Here is a 20255-nt window from a genome sequence, read left to right on the forward strand (position 1 = left end):
CACATGGTGGCCCCCGACACCGGGATCCGGGTCGAACCCGGATCGTTCCGCGATCCGAGCAACCGGGTCTTCCACCGCGACGGCGAGGTGCTGCGCGGGCTCGCCGACCGGGCGGCCCGCGACTGGCGCTCGCTGGCGGCCAGCGACTTCTTCCGTACCCTGCTGGCCGAGGGAAAGGTCTGCGGCACCCAGGAGCTCACGCCGACGCCGGTCGACGCGCCGTGGGCCGCGGTGCTCCGCCATGAACGCATCCCGTTCGTCTCCCATCCGTACGAGTGGTCGTTCGGGATGCTGCGCGACGCCGCGCTGCTGCACCTGGAAATTCTCCGCGCCGCGCTCGCGGCGGGTTTCACCACAAAGGACGGCTCGGCCTACAACCTCCAGTGGCGCGGCGCGTCGCCGGTCTTCATCGACGTCGGCTCCTTCGAACCGTGCCGCGACGGGGAACCCTGGGCCGGCTACCGCCAGTTCTGCCAGACCCTGCTCTATCCGCTGCTGCTCCAGGCCCATCTCGGTGTGGACTTCCAGCCCTGGCTGCGCGCCCGGGTCGACGGCATCGAACCGGACCAGCTGCGTCGGCTCTTCGGCGGGGCCCGGCGGCTGCTGCCGGGCGTGCTCACCCACGTGCACCTGCACGGCGCGATGCAGCGGCGCAACGCCCGCTCCACCACTGCGGACGTCCGGGCCCAGCTGCGGGCCGCCGGCTACTCCCGGGAGCTGGTCTCGGCGACGGTCCGGGGGATCGAGAAGCTGGTCCGCCGGCTGGACCGCCGGCCCGGGGGCAGCCACTGGTCGGACTACCAGCGCACCTGCGGCTACTCGGTGCAGGACCGGCAGGCCAAGGAACGGTTCGTCGAGGACGCGATGGCCGGTGCCGGCCGGCCCGCACTCGCGCTCGACCTGGGCGCCAACGACGGCCGGTACGCCCGGATCGCCGCCCGGCACGCCGGATACGTGGTCGCGGTCGAGCAGGAGCCGGCCGTGGTCGACGAGCTCTACCGGGCGCTGCGCGCCGAGGGGGAGCGGCGGATCCTGCCGCTGGTGATGGACCTGGCCGACCCGTCGCCGGGCGGTGGCTGGCGCGGCGTCGAGCGGGCCGGCTTCGCCGAGCGGGCCCGCGCCGACGTGGTCCTCGCCCTGGCCGTGGTGCACCACCTGGCGATCGGGCGGAACGTGCCGCTGGTCGAGCTGGTGGACCAGTTCGTCCAGCTCGGCACGCCCGGCGGCCGGCTGGTCGTGGAGTTCGTCCATCCTGAGGACCCGATGGTCCGGCGGCTGCTGGCCAACAGACCCGACGGGCTCTTTCCCGACTATCGGCGGGAGACGTTCGAGCGGCTGCTCGCCGCGCGCTGCCGGATCGAGCGGCGGTGGGAGCTGCCGTCGGGCAGCCGGACGCTCTACCAGGCGGTCGTGGGTGGCTGAGGCCCCCGCGCCCCCGGCCGCACCGGAGATCCCGCCCCCGCCCGTCTTGCCCCCGGCGAGCCTGTGGCGGTCCGAGCTGCGCCGGCTGCTCGAGGTGATCGCGCTGGTCGGGCTGGTGGTCACCCAGCCACTGCTGGACGTCCTCGGCCGCAGTCCCGACTTCTTCCTGTTCCACCGCGCCGGGCGCGGGGACATCCTGCTCCTGGTGGCGCTGATCGCGGTCGCGCCGACCGTGCCGTTCGCGCTGCTCGGCACGCTGAGCCGGCTGGCCGGGCGGGCCGCCCGGGCGGCGGTGCACACGCTGGTGGTCGGGCTGCTGCTGGCCGCCCTCGCCGTCCAGGTCGGGCGGCACACCACGCCGCTGCGGGGCGTACCGCTGCTGCTCGCCGCCGGCCTGGCCGGCGCGGCCGGGGCGGCCGCGCACCGACGGTGGCGGGGGCCGCGCCGGGTGCTGCGGGTGGCGGCGGTCGGGCCCCCGGTCTTCGTCGGGCTCTTCCTCTTCGCCTCGCCGGCCTCGGCGGTGGTGCTGCCGCGCGGCCACGCCGGCGCCGCCGGGGTGGCCGGCGCGGGCGTCCACCCGCCGGTCGTCATGATCGTCCTGGACGAGTTGCCACTGGTCTCGCTGCTCGGCCCGGACGGCCGGATCGACGCCGACCGCTACCCGCACTTCGCCGAGCTGGCGCGGGGGTCCACCTGGTACCGCAACGCCACCGGGGTCAGCGGCTGGACCCCGTACGCGCTGCCGGCCATGCTCACGGGCCGCTACCCGGCAAAGCCGCTCGCCCCGCACTACTCGCAGTACCCGGACAACCTCTTCACCGCCCTCGGCGGCCTCTACGAGATCCGGGCGGAGGAGAGCATCACCCGGCTCTGCCCGCCCAGCCGCTGCGAGCAGCCGGTCAGCCCGGAGCAGGGGCTCGGCGTGCTGCTCCGGGAGAGCGGCAAGCTGCTCCGCCAGGTCACCGCCCCGGTGGACGGCCGGATCGATCCGGAGGACTCCTACCGGGAGCTGACCCGCGCGGAGGCCGGCCTGGACGCCGCCGAACCGGTCCCGGCCGACCCGAAGTTCCGCTGGGACACCCTCGACGACAACCAGCCGGCCCGGTTCACCAGCTTCCTGGCCGGGCTGCGCCCGTCGTCCCGACCCACCCTGCACTTCCTGCACCTGCTGATGCCGCACTCGCCCTGGGCGTACCTGCCGTCGGGGGCGCACTACGCGGCGCCGGAGGACCTGCCCAACGACGGCGCCGGCTGGGTGGACCTGGCCCGCCAGCGGCACCTCGCCCAGCTCGGATACACCGACCGGTTGATCGGCGAGGTGCTGCGTACGCTGCGCGCCACCGGCCTGTACGACCGGGCGCTGATCCTGGTCACCGCCGATCACGGGGTGAGCTTCACCAGGGACTGGCAGGGCCGGGGGATGGACGCGATCAGCCACGCGGCCGGCCAGGTCGCCTGGGTGCCGATGTTCGTCAAGGAGCCCGGTCAGCGCGCCGGACGGGTGGACGACCGCAACTGGGAGCACGTCGACCTGCTGCCCACCATCGCCGACGAGACCCACATGCGGATCCCCTGGCGGATGGAGGGGCGGTCCGCCCGGCAGCCCCCCCGCAGGCAGACCGACAAGCGCTTCTACGACCGCCCCGGCGAGCCCGTGATCTTCCCCGGCGGGGTGCCGTCGCGTCCGGCCTGGCCCGCCCCGAGCCCCCTGGTCGGCACCCGGGTCGGGGACCGCCCCAGCGGCGGTACGGCCAAGGTGGCGAACCTCGACGCGTTCCGCGCCGTCGACCCGGCCCACGGCGAGCTGCCGGCCCTGGTCTGGGGCACCCTGCCCGCCTCGGTCCCGGACGGGACGATGCTGGCCGTGGCGGTCAACGGCACGATCGGCGCGGTCGTCCCGGTCGTCCCGCGCGACGAGGGCGGCCGACGGTTCGCCGCCCTCCTCCCCGACGACCGGCTCTTCACCGCCGGTGCCAATCGCCTCGACGTCTACCAGGTGGGCGCCGACGGCGCGCTGCGCCGCCTCACGCTCTCCTGAACGCCGGCGCCCCTTTTCGGTGCTTCCGTCCCGCCCCGGTCCACCGCCGGGGTGGGCCGGTTTCCACCGGGTTTCCGAGACAGCAAGTCGGGAATCGGGTGATGCATACCTCACCGAAGAACCACGACGAGCGGTGTCCCCGAGACCGTGATTACGGTAAAAGCGAAGGCAATTCAACGAAGATCTTGCCGGCGAAGCGAGGAACACATGACGGAAGTCAAGCTCGACCACCCCGGTGGGCAACTGTCGATGCCGGTGAAACCCGCGGTCGAGGGCCCCGCCGGTGTCGTGGTGAGCAACCTGCTCAAGGAAACCGGGATGACCACCTACGATCCCGGGTTCGTCAACACCGCCTCCTGCTCGTCCGCGATCACCTACATCGACGGCGACGCCGGCATCCTGCGGTACCGGGGTTACCCCATCGAGCAACTGGCCCAGCGGTCCTCCTTCCTGGAGGTCTCCTACCTGCTGATCTACGGAGAGCTGCCGACGGAGCAGCAGCTCACCGAGTTCAGCGAGCGGATCCGGCGGCACTCGCTGCTGCACGAGGAGATGCGCCGGTTCTTCGACGGCTTCCCGCGCGACGCGCACCCGATGGCGGTGCTCTCCTCGGCGGTCAGCGCCCTGTCCACCTTCTACCAGGACAGCCTGGACCCCTTCGACTCCGACCACGTCGAGATGTCCACGGTCCGGCTGATGGCGAAGGTCCCCACCATCGCCTCTTACGCGTACAAGAAGTCGATCGGCCAGCCGCTGCTGTACCCGGACAACTCGCTGGGCTACGTGGAGAACTTCCTCCGGATGACCTTCGGCGTGCCGGCCGAGCCGTACGAGGTCGACCCGGTGATGGCCCGCGTGCTGGACATGCTCTTCGTGCTGCACGCCGACCACGAGCAGAACTGCTCGACCTCCACCGTCCGGCTGGTCGGCTCGAGCAACGCCAACCTCTTCGCCTCCGTCTCCGCCGGCGTGAACGCGCTCTTCGGCCCGCTGCACGGCGGCGCCAACCAGGCCGTGCTGGAGATGCTGGAGCGGATCCAGGCCGGCGGCGGTGACGTCCGCTCCTTCGTGCAGAAGGTGAAGGACAAGCAGGCCGGCGTGAAGCTGATGGGCTTCGGTCACCGGGTCTACAAGAACTACGACCCGCGCGCCGCGCTCGTGAAGCAGGCCGCCCAGGACGTCCTCCGCCGGATGGCCAAGCCGGACCCGCTGCTGGACATCGCGGTGGAGCTGGAGGAGATCGCCCTCGCCGACGACTTCTTCGTCTCCCGCCGGCTCTACCCGAACGTGGACTTCTACACCGGCCTCATCTACAAGGCCATGGGCTTCCCGACGAAGATGTTCACGGTGCTCTTCGCCCTGGGCCGGCTCCCCGGCTGGATCGCCCAGTGGCGCGAGATGATCAACGACCCGGAGACCAAGATCGGCCGTCCGCGGCAGGTCTACACCGGCTACCCCGAGCGGGACTACGTCCCGCTGTCGGATCGCTGATCCCGACGCCAGCACGACGAAGGCCGCAGGCCCCGCGCGGGGTCGGCGGCCTTCGTGCCGGGTGAACGTTCCCGGACCCGCCTCAGCCCACCAGCGAGCGGAGCGGAATCTGGTCGGCCCGAAGGGCGCGGACCAGGTCACCCAGGAACGGGTGCTCGTCGACCTGCAGGCCGTCCGGGTTGGGGATGACCAGGTAGGCCGAGCCGTCCGCCACGGAGACCCGGGCGGCGGGGGTGTATCGGCCCACGACCGCCTCGGCCCGGGCGAGATCGCCGGCCGCCACCTCGATGGTGATCGGCCGCCACTCGCCGCCCAGGTTCTCCGGGACCGGCGCGGCCGCCGCGGCCGCGCGGGCCGGATCGACGCCCACCGCCCGCTGCGGCGCGGTGCGCGCCGTCGGACCGGCGGTCGCGCCCGCCGACGGGTAGAGCAGCGCGTTGGCCACCAGGTGCAGACCGCTCTCGTTGTACGCCCGGAACAGCGGGTTGAACGCGAACAGCACCGCCCGGCCGGCGCCGGTCGGCTCGTCCACCAGGGCGACCGTTCCCCGCAGCAGGTCGCCGAGCAGGTTGTAACCGCTCACCCAGAAGGTGTCACCGGACGGGTAGCTGAGCACGTTGCTGCCGGTGGTGCTCGGGCTCAGGATCGGGTCGTTGTTGTTGTAGTCGAAGTCCGCAACCGGGCGGCCGAGCGCGATCGGGCTGTCGTGGTCAACGTCGACCCGCAGGTGTGAGCCGGGCACCTCGTACTCCGCCGGCTGCGTCGTCTCAGTGGTGGAGGTGAGGCCGGCAGCCCGGGCCATCCGGGTGCCCTCGTTGCGCAGGCCGATGTAGGTGTGGCCCTGGGCGATCCAGGTCCGCAGGTTGGCCTGTCCCGCGGCGGTCAGCCCACCGGTCGAGCTGCTGCCGTCCGGCACGAGCAGCACGGTGCGCTCGGTGAACGCTGGGGTGTTGTCGTTGATGTCGGCGCTGGTCACTGGTTTCAGGTCGAGGCCCCACCGCTTGCCGAGCACGTACCGGGCCTCGCCGTGGGAGCCGGAGGTGGTGGAAATGCCGGTGCCCTGGAACAGCCCGACATCCGGCAGGTCGACCGGACTTCCGCTGGCCGCCTCCGCCTTCGGGGTCAAAGTCACCCCGAGGGACCTGGCAAGCCCGTCGAGCTCCGGGGTGAGGCTCTTCGCGGGGAACCCGACCACGCTGGTGGCCAGGTCGCGGACCAGCGGCACGCCCTGGCCGAGCAGCCGGAAGGTGAGCTCGGCCGCCGCGGCGGAGTCCAGCGGGTACGCGTACGAGCCCTTCGCCCCCGCCGCCGAGGTCTTGCCGCCGGAGATCTGCCGGACCAGCTGGGCCTGGGGCCGGACATCGTCCCCGGTGTAGATGGTGTCCACGCCCATCAGTAGCGGGTTGCTCCAGGCCGACACGTCGTAGAAGTAGGGGAACGGCACGTACGGGTCCTCGCCCATGATCGCCTGGATCCAGTGCTTCTGCGGCTGGTCCATGGGAATCCAGTACGCGCCCACCGGCACAGTGAAGTCGGTCGCGGTGCGCCCGCCGAAGATTCGGGCGGTGGGCACCGTGGTCGGCTGGGTCACCTCGTACACCTCGACGTCCATCCGGCGCAGCCGCTCGACCAGTTGGCGGGCGTCGGCGAGCTGCCGGTCGGGCAGCAGGAAGTACGACCGGATCTTGACGTCCGCCACCGGGAACTGGACCGTGTTGGTGGGCTGGACCACCTCGTTCGGCTCGAGCGCGCCGGCCCTGCCCTGGGCCAGAGCGTCCGTCCAGATCTTGAAGTAGTCGGTCAGCACCTCGTGCTTGTTCGCGGCGGCCCAGCCGAGGGTCGCCCACTGCGTGTTGAACTGCTGCTGGACCCGGTCCTCGACTGCCGAGGAGCTGCCCTTCTCGAAGGTCATGCCGGCCGCGCCGAAGCCGGCGGCCGGCACGGTGTCGCCGTAGCCCATGAAGAAGAGGTCGTACCTCGCATAGTTGAAAAAGCATTCGGTGGTGACGGTGCCGCCGCAGGCGCCGTTGTAGCCGAACCCGGCCTTGTTCGCCTCGCCGATGCGGTTGATCCAGTCGACGGCCTCGCTGGCGATCTCGTGGTGGATGGGGTCGGCGTTGGGCGGGAAGAAGTACTGCCGACCGCCCATCTCGTGCGCGTCGACGAAGACCTGCGGCGGGTACTGCCGCATGAGTTCGATCTTGCCGTCGGTCTCCTGCTGGGTGCGCGCGAACCAGTCCCGGTTCATGTCGAAGCCGAACTCGTTCTGGCGCCGGCTGGCGTCGCGGCCGTCCGGGTTCTGCGTCGGCACGATGATCGTGACCAGGTTGTCGTTGCGCTCCGCCACGGCACAGGACAGCCCGGCGGCCAGCTCGTAGAGGGTCTTGAGTGCGGCGTCCGTGCCGCTCTTCTCGCCGCCGTGCACGTTCGCCGTCACCCAGACGATGGCCGGACGGTCGGTCGCGGTCTCGGCGGCCTTCTTCGCCGTGGTCCGGCGCGGATCCCGCAGGTCGCGGACGTCCGCGGCGATCTGCTGGAGGGCGCCCTGCTGGACGTGCCGCTCGTCGGAGACGATGGCGTACGGCAGCGGCTGGCCGAGGGCGCTCGTCGCCATGACGCCGGTGACCACCCGGTCGGAGGCGGCGTCGACGGCGGCCAGGTAGTTCCGGACCTCGTCGTTGGTGACGGGCCGCTGCTGGCCGACGCCGAGCGGAAAGCCGAGCACGGACTCGGGATCCGGCACGGTGGACAGTCGGGCGGCCGGGTCGCTGCTGCAGTTCGGGGGCGCTGCTCCGGCCGGGGCGCCGTTGAGCAACGGGGCCATGCCCAGGAGCAGGACCACGGCCGCGCCGCTCGCCATTCGTCTCCGGGGGGTCATCCCGGACGGAGGTCTGGTCAGGCGCATCGTGATACCTCCTTCTTTCCCGTCGTCGGGAAATCAATCAAGGTGAATCGAAGCCTATGGCCCGCGGAATCTTGCGGTCGAGATGCGACGCCCCATTCAGTGCGCCCGGTCCCCGCCCTCGCCCGCGGTCGTGGGCAGGTCGCCGAGGACCTGGTTGATGATGTGGATCCGGGCGTGGGTCGCCCGGTAGTCGGCGCACACGGTGTCCGCCCGGCCGGCGAGGCGTGCCGCCGCGCCCTGCCCGCTGACCGTGACCCTGGTGCCGCCGAGGGTGGTGACACCACCGGCGGCCACCAGGTCCGACAACGAGAGCGACCCGGCGACAAGGTGCTCCCGGAGCAGATAGCGCAGCTCGTCCTTGCGGACCAGGAGCAGCTCGTCCAGGTTCTCCTCCGAGAACTTGGCCGCGAACGCGTCGTCCGTCGGGGCGAGGATGGTCATCCCGGACGTGTCGCGCAGGTCGGCGGCCAGCCCGGATGCCCGCACCGCTGCCTCGAAGGTGGTGAGCACGGGCAGCCACTGCAGGGCCTCGTCGGCGGGTTCGCCGGCGAGCGAGTCCGGGTTGCCCGGGTCGGTGCCGGAGGGAAGAAGGTCGCACAGGGGTCCGCTCACGCCGGCCGAGACCGGTGCGGTGGCGGCGGCGTCGGCCGCCCGCGGCCGGGCGTCGGCACCGGTGCCGGAGCAGCCGGCGACGGCACTCACCAGGGACAGGGCCGCGGCGAGCGCCGTCGCCCGGAGCCGAACTCGACCGAGCGGTCGCGGGCGCGGGGGGAGGGTTTCGGGTCGGTGAGACGGGACGGCGGGCTCGGCCACGGCGATCTCCACGTGCGGGTGAGGGTCGTACCGGCAGATCCGGCGGGCCTGGCCTGCCGGTACGACGATCAGCGGGTCACAGGCTCGCGCACTGGCCGGTCTTCGGGCCCTGCACCGAGTTGGACAGTCCGAGGTTGACCGGTGCGGAACTGTTGCCGTCACAGCGCAGCGGGCCCGCCACGGTGTTGGCGGCCACCAGGGGCTCGTCACCGCCGGTGTCCGACACGTCGACCGGGCCGGCGACCGTGGCGTCGACGACGACCACGGGACCGCTGGTTCCCTCGATCCGTACCGGCCCCTCGACCGTGCTGTCGGTCAGGAAGACACCCGCGGCGTCGGTGGCCTCCACCGGGCCGCCCAGCGACGAGCCGGTCGCGATCAGGGTGCCACCCGGCCGGACCCGTACCGGGCCCGACACAAACGCCTCCCGCAGACACGTCACACCGGACACCACCAGTGCGCCGTCGTGCTGGCCGGTCACGGTCGGGTACACCCGCTCGGCGTCGACCAGTCCCTCGACCGCCTGCCCGTCGAGCAGCAGGGGGATCAGCCCCCGCTCGGGCTGAGCCAGCGGAACGACGTACCCGTCGGAGACCTTGACGACCTTCCAGCCGTGGGCGGCGAGGCGCTCGGCCACGGTGGTGCGCAGGTTGGCGGGACCGTCGGTGCGTGCCCCGGTGTACTGCTCCTCGGTTAGTTTGTACGCGCACGGCGGGTCGTTGAGGATCCGCTCGTCGCCCGGGGCGTCGAGCGGCGGCGGGCTCTCGCCCGGGTGCGGCGCCGGGTACGCCTCGATCGGTCGGGACCCGCGGAAGACGATGCGGCCGGTGTTCGAGACCTGGAAGGTGATCGCCTCCGCCCTCGCCTCGCTGATCTCCTTCAGATTCGCGTGGTGGTAGTCGAGGAACTGGTTGAAGGTCCACAGTGCGGAGTACGCCTTGCGCCGCCGGTTGTTCGCCGTGTTGCCCTCGTCCGGCCGGGTGGCGCCACCGGCGCTGCGCAGCTCCAGCAGCGAGTTGACGACGTTCTTGAGGCCCAGCGTGTTACGGAGGATCGTCTCCTCGCTCAGGCCGACGTTCCCGCCACCGGTACAGCCGTAGGGGCACGGCCACCAGCCCGCCTTGGCGCCCTGCTCGTACATGTGGCCTTCGATCATCCGCTGCGACTCGTCGAAGATCGACTGGGCGACGTTCTGGTGCCGGGGCGGCAACATCGGCAGGTCCCCGGCGTTGGAGTTACCGAACTCGTGCCCGTCGTAGCCGGCCACCGGGCGGTACTGGCGCAGCATGTTCACCAGCGCGAACGTCTCGGGCTGACGGATCAGCGAGTAGTCGCGGTTCAGGTCCTGGCCGGTGGAGTTGCCCCGGGTGTTGGCCGCCCGGCCGTCGCCGTTGATGGTGGGCACGATCAGCACGGTGGTGTGCGACAGCAGGTCGAGCGTCCTGGCGTCGGTGCTGAAGGCCAGCTTCCGGGCCAGGATCAGGCAGGCCTCCCGGTCGCCGGGCTCGTTGCCGTGCACGTTGCAGTTGATCAGCAACGGCGACGTTGCGGCCACCGCCTCGGGGGTGGCCGGCGGCGCGGGATGGCCGATGACGAACATGTTGATCGGCCGGCCCAGCACGGTCCGGCCGATCTCCACCACTCGAACGCGATCGCTCAGCTCGTCGATGGCCGCGGTGTAGGCGTACTCGTCGACGTCGCTGGTGTACTGCGCGGCCAGCGTGGTCTCCCACTGGGTGCGCAGGTTCTCGCCCGGCACGTCCGGGTCGCCCCACGGCGCTGAGGTGGTGCCGCTCACCGGCTCCGAGTACGGCTGCGCGGTGGTCCCGAGGCGGGCGCGCACCCGCCACTGGAACCGGGCCCCGGGGTTGAACCCGGCATCGGCGAAGGTCGGCGAGGAGTTGTTGACCTGGCGGTTCGGGCGCCAGACGCCGGTGATCACGGACGGGCCGGTGGCCGAGCCGTCCGCGGCGACCGGGGTGCGTTCGATCTGGTAGTCGGTGGCGCCGTCGACCGGGGTCCAGGCGAGCGTGGCGTAGCCGTCGCTCTGCGCGACCGTGAGGCCCTGAACCTGATTCGGCTCCGCCTGCTGCGACGCGGCCGGTTCGCCCTGCGCCGGCGCGGGCACCGTGGCCGCCGCGAGCGTGGCCGCGAGCAGGACCGAGAAGATGGCCGTTGTCCGTCTGTCTGCCATGGAAGCTCCAAGAACAGGTGGGATGGCACGGGTGCGGACAGCAGACGTCAGCTGGACCGTCCATGGTCAACGGTCCGGGATTTCTTGAGGATCATTTGAGACTTCCGCCCGAGGGGAGCGAGGGGTCAGCCGGCCCGCAGTCGGTAGCCCACCCCGCGGACGGTCTGCACCATGCCGGCATCGTCGAGCTTGCCCCGCAGCGCCGCGACGTGGACGTCGAGCGTGTGCCCGACGGCCCAGGTGGTCTGCCAGATGTCCATCAGCAGCCGTTCCCGGGGCACGACCGTACCCGCCTGCCGGGCCAGCGCCAGCAGCAGGTCGAACTCCTTGCGGGTCAGGCTCACCTCCCGGCCGGCCACCCAGACCCGCCGCGCGTTCAGGTCGATGCGCAGGTCGCCGACCTCCATCATGGTCTCGGTCCGGGCGGCCCGGCCCGCCCTGCGCATCACCGCCTCGATCCGGGCCTGCAGCTCGACCATCGAGAAGGGCTTCACGACGTAGTCGTCGGCGCCCGCCCGTAGCCCGGCCACCCGGTCCCACTCTTCCGACCGGGCGGTCACCGCGATGATGCCGACGTCCTCGTCCTGCCGGCGGATCTGCCGGCACACCGCCAGGCCGTCCTGGTCCGGCAGGTTGAGGTCGAGCAGGACGAGATCGACCGGCCCCGCCTCGACCGCCTCGGCCGCCGTCGTCGCCCAGACGACCGCGTGGCCCCGGCGGCGCAGCGCCGACGAGAGCACGGACGCGACGCGCAGGTCGTCCTCCACCAGAAGCACCCGCACCGGCGTCTCCTCGGACCTCGTCCCACCAGGCTTTCTGCGAGTCTGTCCGATGGACACCGGCCGGGGCGGTCGCCCGAAAAGCGTGTGTCGGCGGATGAAAGCCGCAATCTTGACGGTCCTCTCGCAGCTGGCAACTATCGAGCGAGGGGTCTGGCATCGACGTGAACCAGCTGAAGCGGCTCCGGTCCGCGGAGAAGGCGAAGGCGGCGGCGGATGCCCGACGCCTCCGGGCGGTGGCCCGGTCCCAACGGCGGCTGAAGCCCGGCCCGGATTTTCTGGCGCGTAGTCGGCGCGAGCTGGATCGCGCCTTCCGTAGGGAGATGCCGGACGCCGCCGAATACTTCGCCGCCGCCGAGGAGGCCTTCCGGCGGGGCCTGCGCGGACACCGGGCGGCCCTGAACGTGCTCGCCACGGCCCCGCCCGTACTTCAACTCGGGCAATGACTTCCTCGTGTACGACGAGCTGAACTTACGCCCCACGTCGCCTACGACTCGTTCCGGGTTTCCGCCAACGGTGTGGCGGTGTTCGAGGTCGGCCTGCGGGTGCACTACGGCGGGTACGACGGCGGCGGCGCGGGCGACTTCAGCCCCGGGGACTTCCGGGTCGTCTGCCCCTACGTGCAGCTCGAGTTCGCGACCGCCCCACCGGTGGTGCGTCCCTGACGCCACCGGCAGGGCGGTCTTCCCGACCGCCCGCCGCGTCAGCGCAGGCCGGCGGCGGCGAGCAGGTTGCCCTCCGGCATGGGGGGCAGCGCCCGGCCAAGGCTCATCCGCTGCTCGGCCCGCTCGGCGGTGAACGCGGCGTCTGTGGCGATCGCCGCCGCGTACGTGGCGGCGGTGCGGGCGGCGATGGCCGACCAGCCGTACTGCTCCTGCACCATCGCGCGGGCCCGCCGGGCCAGCGCCCGGGCCCGCTCCCGGTCCGCCAGCAGCGCGTGCACCGCCTCGGTCAGCCCGTCCGGGTCCTGCGGAGCGAAGGTCATCCCGGTGACGCCCGGCTCGACGATCTCCGCGAGCCCGCCGGTCCGGGCGACGGCGAGCGGCGCCCCGGCCGCGGCGCCCTCGAGGGCCACCATGCCGAACGGCTCGTAGATGCTCGGCACCGCGAAGCAGTCCGAGGCGGCCATCACGGCAGGCAGGTCGGTGCCGCCGAGGAAGCCGGGCATGCTCACCGCGCCGCTCAGGCCGAGTCGCTGCACCTCGGCCTCCAGCGTCGACCGGTACGGGCCGTCGCCGACGATCACGGCGCGCAGCCCGCGGTGCCGCTCGCGCAGCCGGGGCAGCCCGGCGAGCAGGTGCTGCACGCCCTTCTCGTAGACCAGCCGGCCGGCGAAGGTGACCAGCGGGCCGTCCCCGGCGAACCGGGCCCGGGCGGCGGCGACCGCGGCCACCGGGGCCTGCCAGCGGTGCGGCTCGACGCCGTTGGGCACCACGTCCGCCCGGGCGGCCGGGACGCCGAAGAGCGCCGTCACCTCGTCGCGCATGTACCCGGAGCAGACGATGACCCGACCGGACTCGGCGCTGAGCCACTGCTCGACGCCGTGGATGGTCCGGTTCATCTCCTCCGGCAGCCAGCCCTGGTGCCGGCCGGCCTCGGTGGCGTGGATGGTGCTGACCAGCGGCACGTCCAGGTGCTCGCGCAGGGTCATGGCGGTGTGCGCGACCAGCCAGTCGTGGGCGTGGATCACGTCGTACGAGCCGGACTCGGCGGCGCGCAGCGCGGCCCGGGTGAGGGTGTGGTTGAAGGCCATCGTCCAGGCCAGCAGGGAGTTCGTGGCGAGCGGGAAGGTCACCGGGTCCTCGGCGGCGCGGACGATCCGCACGCCGTCGGCGTACTCCTCCAGGGCCGCGCCCTCGGCGTGCCGGGTGACGACGGTGACCTCGTGGCCGGCGGCGGCCAGGGCGACGGAGAGGGCGTGCACGTGGCGGCCGAGCCCGCCGACGAGCACGGGCGGGTACTCCCAGGAGAGCATCAGGATGCGCCGCTTCCGGGGGCCGGGGCCGGTCGGCGGGGGGAGCTGGGGGCGGGAGGTGAGGGTGGGCCGGTGGGTCCGGTCCGGGGCGGTGGCGGGCTGCTCGCCGACCCGCAGGGTGGTCACATCAATCTCCGTCCATGCATGCTGGCGCGCGCCGGCGACGCTGACGGCGTGAGGAAGTTGGTGGGGGTTGGCCGAGGGCCGGGCGGACCCGCGCGGGCGCGCGTCCGGAAACCAGCAAAGGGCATTTCGCGCCAAGACGCATCTCAAAAAGCACGATCGTGACGGATGACACCCGAAGGTCCAGCCGGCCTGAGGTGGGCGGATCTGGGTTACGGTCCGAACGGGTGGATTGGCGCGGCGAGCGGCGGGGCATTAGCGGCGTGCGCATCGGCGGCCCGCCCGACCGGTGCGCTCATGATCTTGCGGCTAAGGAGCGACATGCAGGTCTGGCCGGGTGAGCGGTACCCGCTGGGGGCCACCTACGACGGGATGGGCACCAACTTCGCGATCTTCTCCGAGGTGGCGGAGCGGATCGAGCTCTGCCTGTTCGACGAGTGGGACACCGGCGCCGAGCGGCGGGTCGAGCTGCGCGAGGTGGACGCCTACGTCTGGCACGCGTACCTCCCCGGCGTCGAGCCCGGTCAGCGCTACGGCTACCGGGTCCACGGGCCGTACGACCCGGCGAACGGGCTGCGGTGCAACCCGCACAAGCTGCTGCTCGACCCGTACGCCAAGGCGGTCGACGGGGAGATCTTGTGGGGCCCGGCCGTCTACGACTACGACCTGGCCGACCCGGACCGGCTGTCGGAGATCGACTCGGCGCCGTTCATGCCGAAGTCCGTCGTGGTGAACCCCTACTTCGACTGGGGGAACGACCGGCCGCCGCGCACCCCGTACCACCACTCGGTGATCTACGAGGCGCACGTGCGCGGGCTGACCATGCGCCACCCGGAGATCCCGGAGGAGCTGCGCGGCACGTACGCGGCCGTCGGCTCCCCGATCATGATCGACTACTTCAAGCGGCTCGGGGTGACCGCGGTCGAGCTGATGCCGGTGCACGAGTTCGTGCACGACCACCGCCTGGTCGACCTGGGGCTGTGCAACTACTGGGGCTACAACACCATCGGCTTCTTCGCCCCGCACCACGGCTACTCCGCCCTGGGCCGCCTCGGCCAGCAGGTGCAGGAGTTCCGGGGCATGGTCAAGGCCCTGCACGCCGCCGGCATCGAGGTGATCCTCGACGTGGTCTACAACCACACCGCCGAGGGCAACCACCTCGGCCCGACGCTGAGTTTCAAGGGCGTCGACAACGCCAGCTACTACCGGCTGAGCGAGGACGACCCACGCTACTTCGTCGACTACACCGGCACCGGCAACAGCCTCAACGTGCGCAGCCCGCACTCGCTCCAGCTGATCATGGACTCGCTGCGCTACTGGGTGCAGGAGATGCACGTCGACGGCTTCCGCTTCGACCTCGCCGCCACCCTGGCCCGCGAGTTCTACGAGGTCGACCGCCTCTCCACCTTCTTCGAGGTGGTGCAGCAGGACCCGGTGGTCAGCCAGGTCAAGCTGATCGCCGAGCCGTGGGACGTCGGGCCGGGCGGCTACCAGGTCGGCAACTTCCCGCCGCAGTGGACCGAGTGGAACGGCAAGTACCGCGACACCGTCCGGGACTTCTGGCGCGGCGAGCCGGCCACCCTGGCCGAGTTCGCCTCCCGCATCTCCGGCTCCGCCGACCTCTACCAGGATGACGGCCGCCGCCCGTTCCACAGCATCAACTTCGTCACCTGCCACGACGGGTTCACCCTCGCCGACCTGGTGTCGTACAACGACAAGCACAACGAGGCCAACGGCGAGGAGAACCGGGACGGCGAGAACCACAACCGGTCCTGGAACTGCGGCGTGGAGGGGGAGACCGACGATCCCGGCGTGCTCGCCCTGCGGGCGAAGCAGCGGCGCAACTTCCTGGCCACGCTGATGCTGTCCCAGGGCGTGCCGATGATCGGCCACGGCGACGAGCTGGGGCGCAGCCAGCGGGGCAACAACAACGCCTACTGCCAGGACAACGAGCTGACCTGGATCGACTGGGAGCACGCCGACGAAGAGCTGCTCGCGTTCGTCCGGCGGCTCACCGACTTCCGCCACCGGCACCAGGTGTTCCGCCGCCGGCGGTTCTTCACCGGCCTGCCGGTGGGCGGCCGGGCCGTCGGCTCCGGCCTGCCGGACCTGGCCTGGTACACCCCCGACGGTCGGGAGATGACCGGCGAGGACTGGGGCAACGACTTCGGCCGCTCGGTCGCGCTCTTCGTCAACGGCGAGGGCATCCGCGAGCGCGGCCAGTACGGTCAGCGCCACCGCGACGACTCGTTCCTGCTGCTGTTCAACGCCCACGACGCGCCGCTGGACTTCACCCTGCCCGGGGCGGAGTTCGGCCAGCGCTGGGAACTGGTGATCAGCACCGCGGAACTGGATCCGGAGAAGACGACGACGGTCGAGGCGGGCGGCGCGATCTGCGTACCGGGCCGCTCGCTGGTGGTCCTGGAGAGGACGGTCCGACCATGCGTGACACCCCCCGACCCGACGTGATGACGGCATCGACGAGGCGGGTCGGGTCGACCTACCGCGTCCAGGTGCGCCCCGGCTTCGACCTTGACGCCACCGCCGGACTCGCCGACTACCTCGCCGACCTCGGCGTCACCCACCTCTACAGCGCGCCGCTGCTCACTGCGGCCCCCGGCTCGGCGCACGGCTACGACGTGGTCGACCACCGTGCGGTCAACCCCGAACTCGGCGGGGAGGCCGGGCGGCAACGGCTGGTGCGCGCGCTGCGCGCCGCCGGGCTCGGCCTGGTCGTGGACATCGTGCCCAACCACGTCGGGGTCGCCCAGCCGGCCGCCAACCCGGCCTGGTGGGACGTGCTGCGCCGGGGCCGCGAGTCGGCGTACGCGGACTGGTTCGACATCGACTGGGACCGCGGCCGGCTGCTGCTGCCGGTGCTCGCCGACACCCCCGATGCGCTGGACGACCTGAAGGTGGTCGACGGGGAGCTGCGCTACCACGAGCACCGGTTCCCGATCGCCGACGGCACCGGCGCGGGCGGCCCGCGGGAGGTGCACGACCGGCAGCACTACGAGCTGGTCAACTGGCTGCGCGGCGACGCCGAGCTGACGTACCGCCGGTTCTTCGCGGTATCCGACCTGGCCGGGCTGCGGGTGGAGGACCCGGAGGTCTTCGCCGCGACCCACGCGGAGATCCTGCGCTGGGCCGACGCGGGCGAGCTGGACGGCATCCGGGTCGACCACCCGGACGGGCTGCGCGACCCCGCCGACTACCTGGCCCGGCTGCGTGCCGCCGCCCCGGCCGCCTGGCTGGTGGTGGAGAAGATCCTCGAGTACGGCGAGGAGCTGCCGGACTGGCCGGTCGACGGCACCACCGGGTACGACGCCCTCGCCGCCGCCTGCGGGCTGTTCGTCGATCCCGACGCCGCGGGGGACTTCAGCGCCCTGGACACCCGGCTGGTCGGGCAGCACACCTCGTGGCAGGACCTCACCCACTCCACGAAGCTCGCGGCGGCCACCCGACTGCATGCCGCCGAGCTGACCCGGCTGGCCGCCGGAGTCCCCGAGGTGGCGCCCGACGCGGCCCGGGCCGCGCTGGCCGAGCTGGCCGCCGCCTTCCCGGTCTACCGGGGTTACCCGCCCGAGGGCACCCGGCACCTGGCCGTCGCCCGAACCGAGGCCGGCCGGCGCCGTCCCGACCTCACCGGGGCGCTGGACGCGGTCACCCGCCGGCTGCGCGACCCCGATGACGAACTCGCCATGCGATTCCCGCAGTTCACCGGCGCGGTGATGGCCAAGGGCGTGGAGGACACCGCCTACTACCGGTGGAGCCGGTTCGTCGCGCTCAACGAGGTCGGCGGCAGCCCGGCCCACTTCGGCGTGCCGCCGGCGGAGTTCCACCGGTTCGGCGCCGCCCGGCAGGTGCGCTGGCCGGCCAGCATGACCACGCTCTCCACCCACGACACCAAGCGCGGCGAGGACGTCCGCGCCCGGCTGGCCGTCCTCTCCGAGCTGCCCGACCGCTGGGCGGAGCGGGTGACCGACTGGATGGCGCGCGCGCCGCTGACCGACCCCGCCTTCGCCCACCTGCTCTGGCAGACCGCCGTCGGCGCCTGGCCGATCGAGCGGGACCGGCTGCACGCGTACGCGGAGAAGGCGTCCCGGGAGGCCGCCCGATCCACCAGCTGGACTGATCCGGACCTGGCCTTCGAACGCGAGCTGCACGCCCTGGTCGACCGGATGTACGACGACCCGGCGCTGCCCGCCGAGATCACCGCGTTCGCCGCCGAGATCACCCCGGCCGGCTGGTCCAACTCGCTCGGGCAGAAGCTGGTCCAGCTCGCCATGCCCGGCGTGCCGGACACCTACCAGGGCACCGAGCTGTGGGACAACTCCCTGGTCGACCCGGACAACCGTCGCCCGGTCGACTTCGGCGTACGCCGGGAGCTGCTGGCCCGGCTCGACGGCGGCTGGCGGCCCGAGGTGGCCGCGGACGGCGCGGCCAAGCTGCTGGTGGCCTCCCGGACGCTGCGGCTGCGCCGGGACCACCCCGAGCTCTTCACCACCTACCGCCCGGTGCCGGCGCACGGCCCGGCCGGGACGCACGCGGTCGCCTTCCACCGGGGCGGAGCGATCGCGGTGGCCACCCGGCTGCCGCTCGGCCTGGCCCGGGGCAGCGGCTGGCGGGGCACGACACTGTCGATTTCCGTTCATCGTGTTACGGAGCTGTTCACCGGTCGGGTCTACAGTGGGTCTGAGCTGCTCATGGATGATCTGCTGAGCAGGTATCCCGTCGCCCTGCTGGCTCCCACCGACCTCGTGGAGACTGCCGCATGACCGAATTCAGCGTGTGGGCGCCCGAAGCCGCCCGGGTTCGGCTGCGCCTGCCCGACGTCGCCGACCACGAGATGCGTTCCGGCCCGGACGGCTGGTGGCGGCTGGAGGTGCCGGATGCCGGTCCGGGCACCGACTACGCGTTCCTGCTCGACGACGACGAGCGGGCCCTGCCCGACCCGCGTTCGGCCTGGCAGCCCGCGGGGGTGCACGGGCCGAGCCGGCTCTACGACCACACCGCCTTCGACTGGACCGACCAGGCCTGGACGGGCCGGCAGATGCCGGGCAGCATCCTCTACGAGCTGCACATCGGCACCTTCACCCCGGAGGGCACCTTCGACGGCGCCATCGGCCGCCTCGACCACCTGGTCGAGCTGGGCGTGGACATGATCGAGCTGTTGCCGGTCAACGCCTTCAACGGCGAGCACAACTGGGGTTACGACGGCGTCTGCTGGTACGCCCCGCACCAGCCCTACGGGGGGCCGGACGGGCTCAAGCGGCTGGTCGACGCCGCGCACGGCAAGGGGCTGGGGGTGATCCTCGACGTCGTCTACAACCATTTCGGGCCCTCCGGGGCCTACGCGCCGATGTTCGCGCCGTACCTCGGCGAGCAGAGCAACGCCTGGGGCCGGACGGTCAACCTGGACGGCCCGCAATCCGACGGGGTGCGCCGTTACATCCTCGACAGCGTGCTGATGTGGCTGCGTGACTACCACGTCGACGGGCTGCGGCTGGACGCCGTGCACGCCATGCCGGACTCCCGGGGCACCCACTTCCTGGAGGAGGTGGCGGTCGAGGTGGAGGCACTCTCCGCGCACCGGGGCCGGCCGCTGTCGCTGATCGCCGAGTCCGACCTCAACGACCCGACGCTGATCACGCCGCGCGAGGCCGGCGGGCACGGCCTGCACGCCCAGTGGAACGACGACGCTCACCACGCCCTGCACGCCCTGCTCACCGGGGAACGACAGGGCTACTACGCCGACTTCGGCTCGTTGGAGTGCCTGTCCGATGTGCTGACCGGTGCGTTCTTCCACGCCGGCACCTGGTCCAGCTTCCGCAACCGCAGCCACGGCCGCCCGGTCGACCGGCAGCGCACGCCCGGGCACCGGTTCGTGGCGTACCTGCAGAACCACGACCAGATCGGCAACCGGGCCACCGGCGAGCGGCTCTCCGCGACCCTCTCCCCGGCGCTGCTGCGGGTCGGGGCCACCCTGCTGCTGACCGCGCCGTTCACCCCGATGCTCTTCATGGGGGAGGAGTGGGCGGCCAGCACCCCGTGGCAGTTCTTCACCAGCCACCCGGAGCCCGAGCTGGCCACCGCGGTGGCGACCGGGCGGAAGCGGGAGTTCGCGGCGCACGGCTGGCCGGCGGGGGAGGTGCCGGATCCGCAGGACCCGCAGGCCCTCGTCCGCTCCCGGCTGGACTGGGCCGAGCTGGACAAGCCCGAGCACCGGGAGATGTACGACTTCCATCGACGGCTGATCGCGCTGCGCAAGAGCCGGCCGGACCTGTCCGACCCGCGGCTGCACGCCGTCGAGGTCCAGCACGGCGACCGTTTTCTGGTGATGCGACGGGGGAGGTGCCTGGTCGTGGCCAACCTCGCGGCCAAGCCGCAGCGGATCAACCTGCCCGGCGTCGTGCGCAGCGTCCTGCTGGCCACCGGCACCGGCGTCACCGTCATGCGCGACGGCCTCGAGCTTCCGGCCGAGACGGCCGCGATCGTCGCCGTCTGAAACCGCT

13 protein-coding genes are annotated in these 20255 nt (G+C 72.2%); 8 read left to right on the forward strand and 5 right to left on the reverse strand.

Translation table 11 applies throughout. The features are described 5' to 3' along the window. Positions 1-3: 3 nt before the first annotated feature. The 3 genes from GA0070624_RS18005 (at position 4) to GA0070624_RS18015 (ending at position 4951) form a co-directional block, all read left to right on the forward strand. Positions 4-1422, forward strand: coding sequence for a class I SAM-dependent methyltransferase (locus tag GA0070624_RS18005; protein WP_091342622.1), 1419 nt, complete (start codon positions 4-6; stop codon positions 1420-1422). Positions 1423-1450: 28 nt separating this feature from the next. Further along, positions 1451-3460 carry a sulfatase-like hydrolase/transferase gene (locus GA0070624_RS18010; protein WP_245719165.1) on the forward strand — a complete coding sequence of 670 codons (2010 nt, stop codon included), beginning with the start codon at positions 1451-1453 and terminating at the stop codon, positions 3458-3460. Positions 3461-3667: 207 nt separating this feature from the next. After that, the gene (locus GA0070624_RS18015; protein ID WP_091342625.1) at positions 3668-4951 is read left to right on the forward strand and encodes a citrate synthase; all 1284 of its coding nucleotides are present in this window, start codon (positions 3668-3670) and stop codon (positions 4949-4951) included. Positions 4952-5033: 82 nt separating this feature from the next. Here the strand turns inward: GA0070624_RS18015 and GA0070624_RS18020 are convergent, their stop codons facing one another. The 4 genes from GA0070624_RS18020 to GA0070624_RS18035 form a co-directional block, all read right to left on the reverse strand. Beyond that, positions 5034-7856, reverse strand: a complete 2823-nt coding sequence (locus tag GA0070624_RS18020) for a M14 family zinc carboxypeptidase (RefSeq protein WP_245718857.1) — start codon at positions 7854-7856, stop codon at positions 5034-5036. 96 nt (positions 7857-7952) lie between these two features. Continuing rightward, complete coding sequence (locus GA0070624_RS18025) at positions 7953-8558, reverse strand: fasciclin domain-containing protein (RefSeq protein WP_141715071.1); 606 nt, start codon at positions 8556-8558, stop codon at positions 7953-7955. Positions 8559-8745: 187 nt separating this feature from the next. Beyond that, positions 8746-10863 (reverse strand): M14 family zinc carboxypeptidase, encoded by a 2118-nt coding sequence (locus GA0070624_RS18030; RefSeq protein WP_091342630.1) that lies wholly within the window; start codon positions 10861-10863, stop codon positions 8746-8748. Between the two features lie 125 nt (positions 10864-10988). Next, entirely contained in the window at positions 10989-11645 is a 657-nt protein-coding gene (locus GA0070624_RS18035) for a response regulator transcription factor (protein WP_091342632.1), read from the reverse strand. A 161-nt stretch (positions 11646-11806) separates the two neighbouring features. Here GA0070624_RS18035 and GA0070624_RS18040 point away from each other — a divergent pair, with 161 nt between their 5' ends. Beyond that, positions 11807-12088 carry a hypothetical protein gene (locus tag GA0070624_RS18040; protein ID WP_091342634.1) on the forward strand — a complete coding sequence of 94 codons (282 nt, stop codon included), beginning with the start codon at positions 11807-11809 and terminating at the stop codon, positions 12086-12088. 78 nt (positions 12089-12166) lie between these two features. After that, positions 12167-12307 (forward strand): hypothetical protein, encoded by a 141-nt coding sequence (locus tag GA0070624_RS34830; RefSeq protein ID WP_176731756.1) that lies wholly within the window; start codon positions 12167-12169, stop codon positions 12305-12307. Positions 12308-12345: 38 nt separating this feature from the next. On the opposite strand, the gene GA0070624_RS18045 is transcribed toward GA0070624_RS34830, so the two are convergent. Continuing rightward, on the reverse strand, positions 12346-13743 hold the full coding sequence (locus GA0070624_RS18045; protein WP_091342635.1) for a glycosyltransferase family 4 protein: 1398 nt from the start codon (positions 13741-13743) through the stop codon (positions 12346-12348). A 318-nt stretch (positions 13744-14061) separates the two neighbouring features. On the opposite strand from GA0070624_RS18045, the gene glgX reads away from it, so the two are divergent. Genes glgX through treZ form a run of 3 tightly spaced genes read left to right on the forward strand, consistent with a single transcriptional unit; the run spans position 14062 to position 20248 of the window. Then, entirely contained in the window at positions 14062-16209 is a 2148-nt protein-coding gene (gene glgX / locus GA0070624_RS18050) for a glycogen debranching protein GlgX (protein ID WP_091342637.1), read from the forward strand. Beyond that, positions 16182-18518, forward strand: coding sequence for a malto-oligosyltrehalose synthase (gene treY, locus GA0070624_RS18055; protein ID WP_245718858.1), 2337 nt, complete (start codon positions 16182-16184; stop codon positions 18516-18518). Before glgX ends, treY begins: the two co-directional genes overlap by 28 nt. Next, positions 18515-20248, forward strand: coding sequence for a malto-oligosyltrehalose trehalohydrolase (gene treZ / locus GA0070624_RS18060; RefSeq protein ID WP_091342639.1), 1734 nt, complete (start codon positions 18515-18517; stop codon positions 20246-20248). Before treY ends, treZ begins: the two co-directional genes overlap by 4 nt. Positions 20249-20255: the final 7 nt, after the last annotated feature.

The sequence above is a fragment of the Micromonospora rhizosphaerae genome, assembly GCF_900091465.1.
In the GTDB taxonomy this organism is placed as follows: Bacteria; Actinomycetota; Actinomycetes; order Mycobacteriales; family Micromonosporaceae; genus Micromonospora; species Micromonospora rhizosphaerae.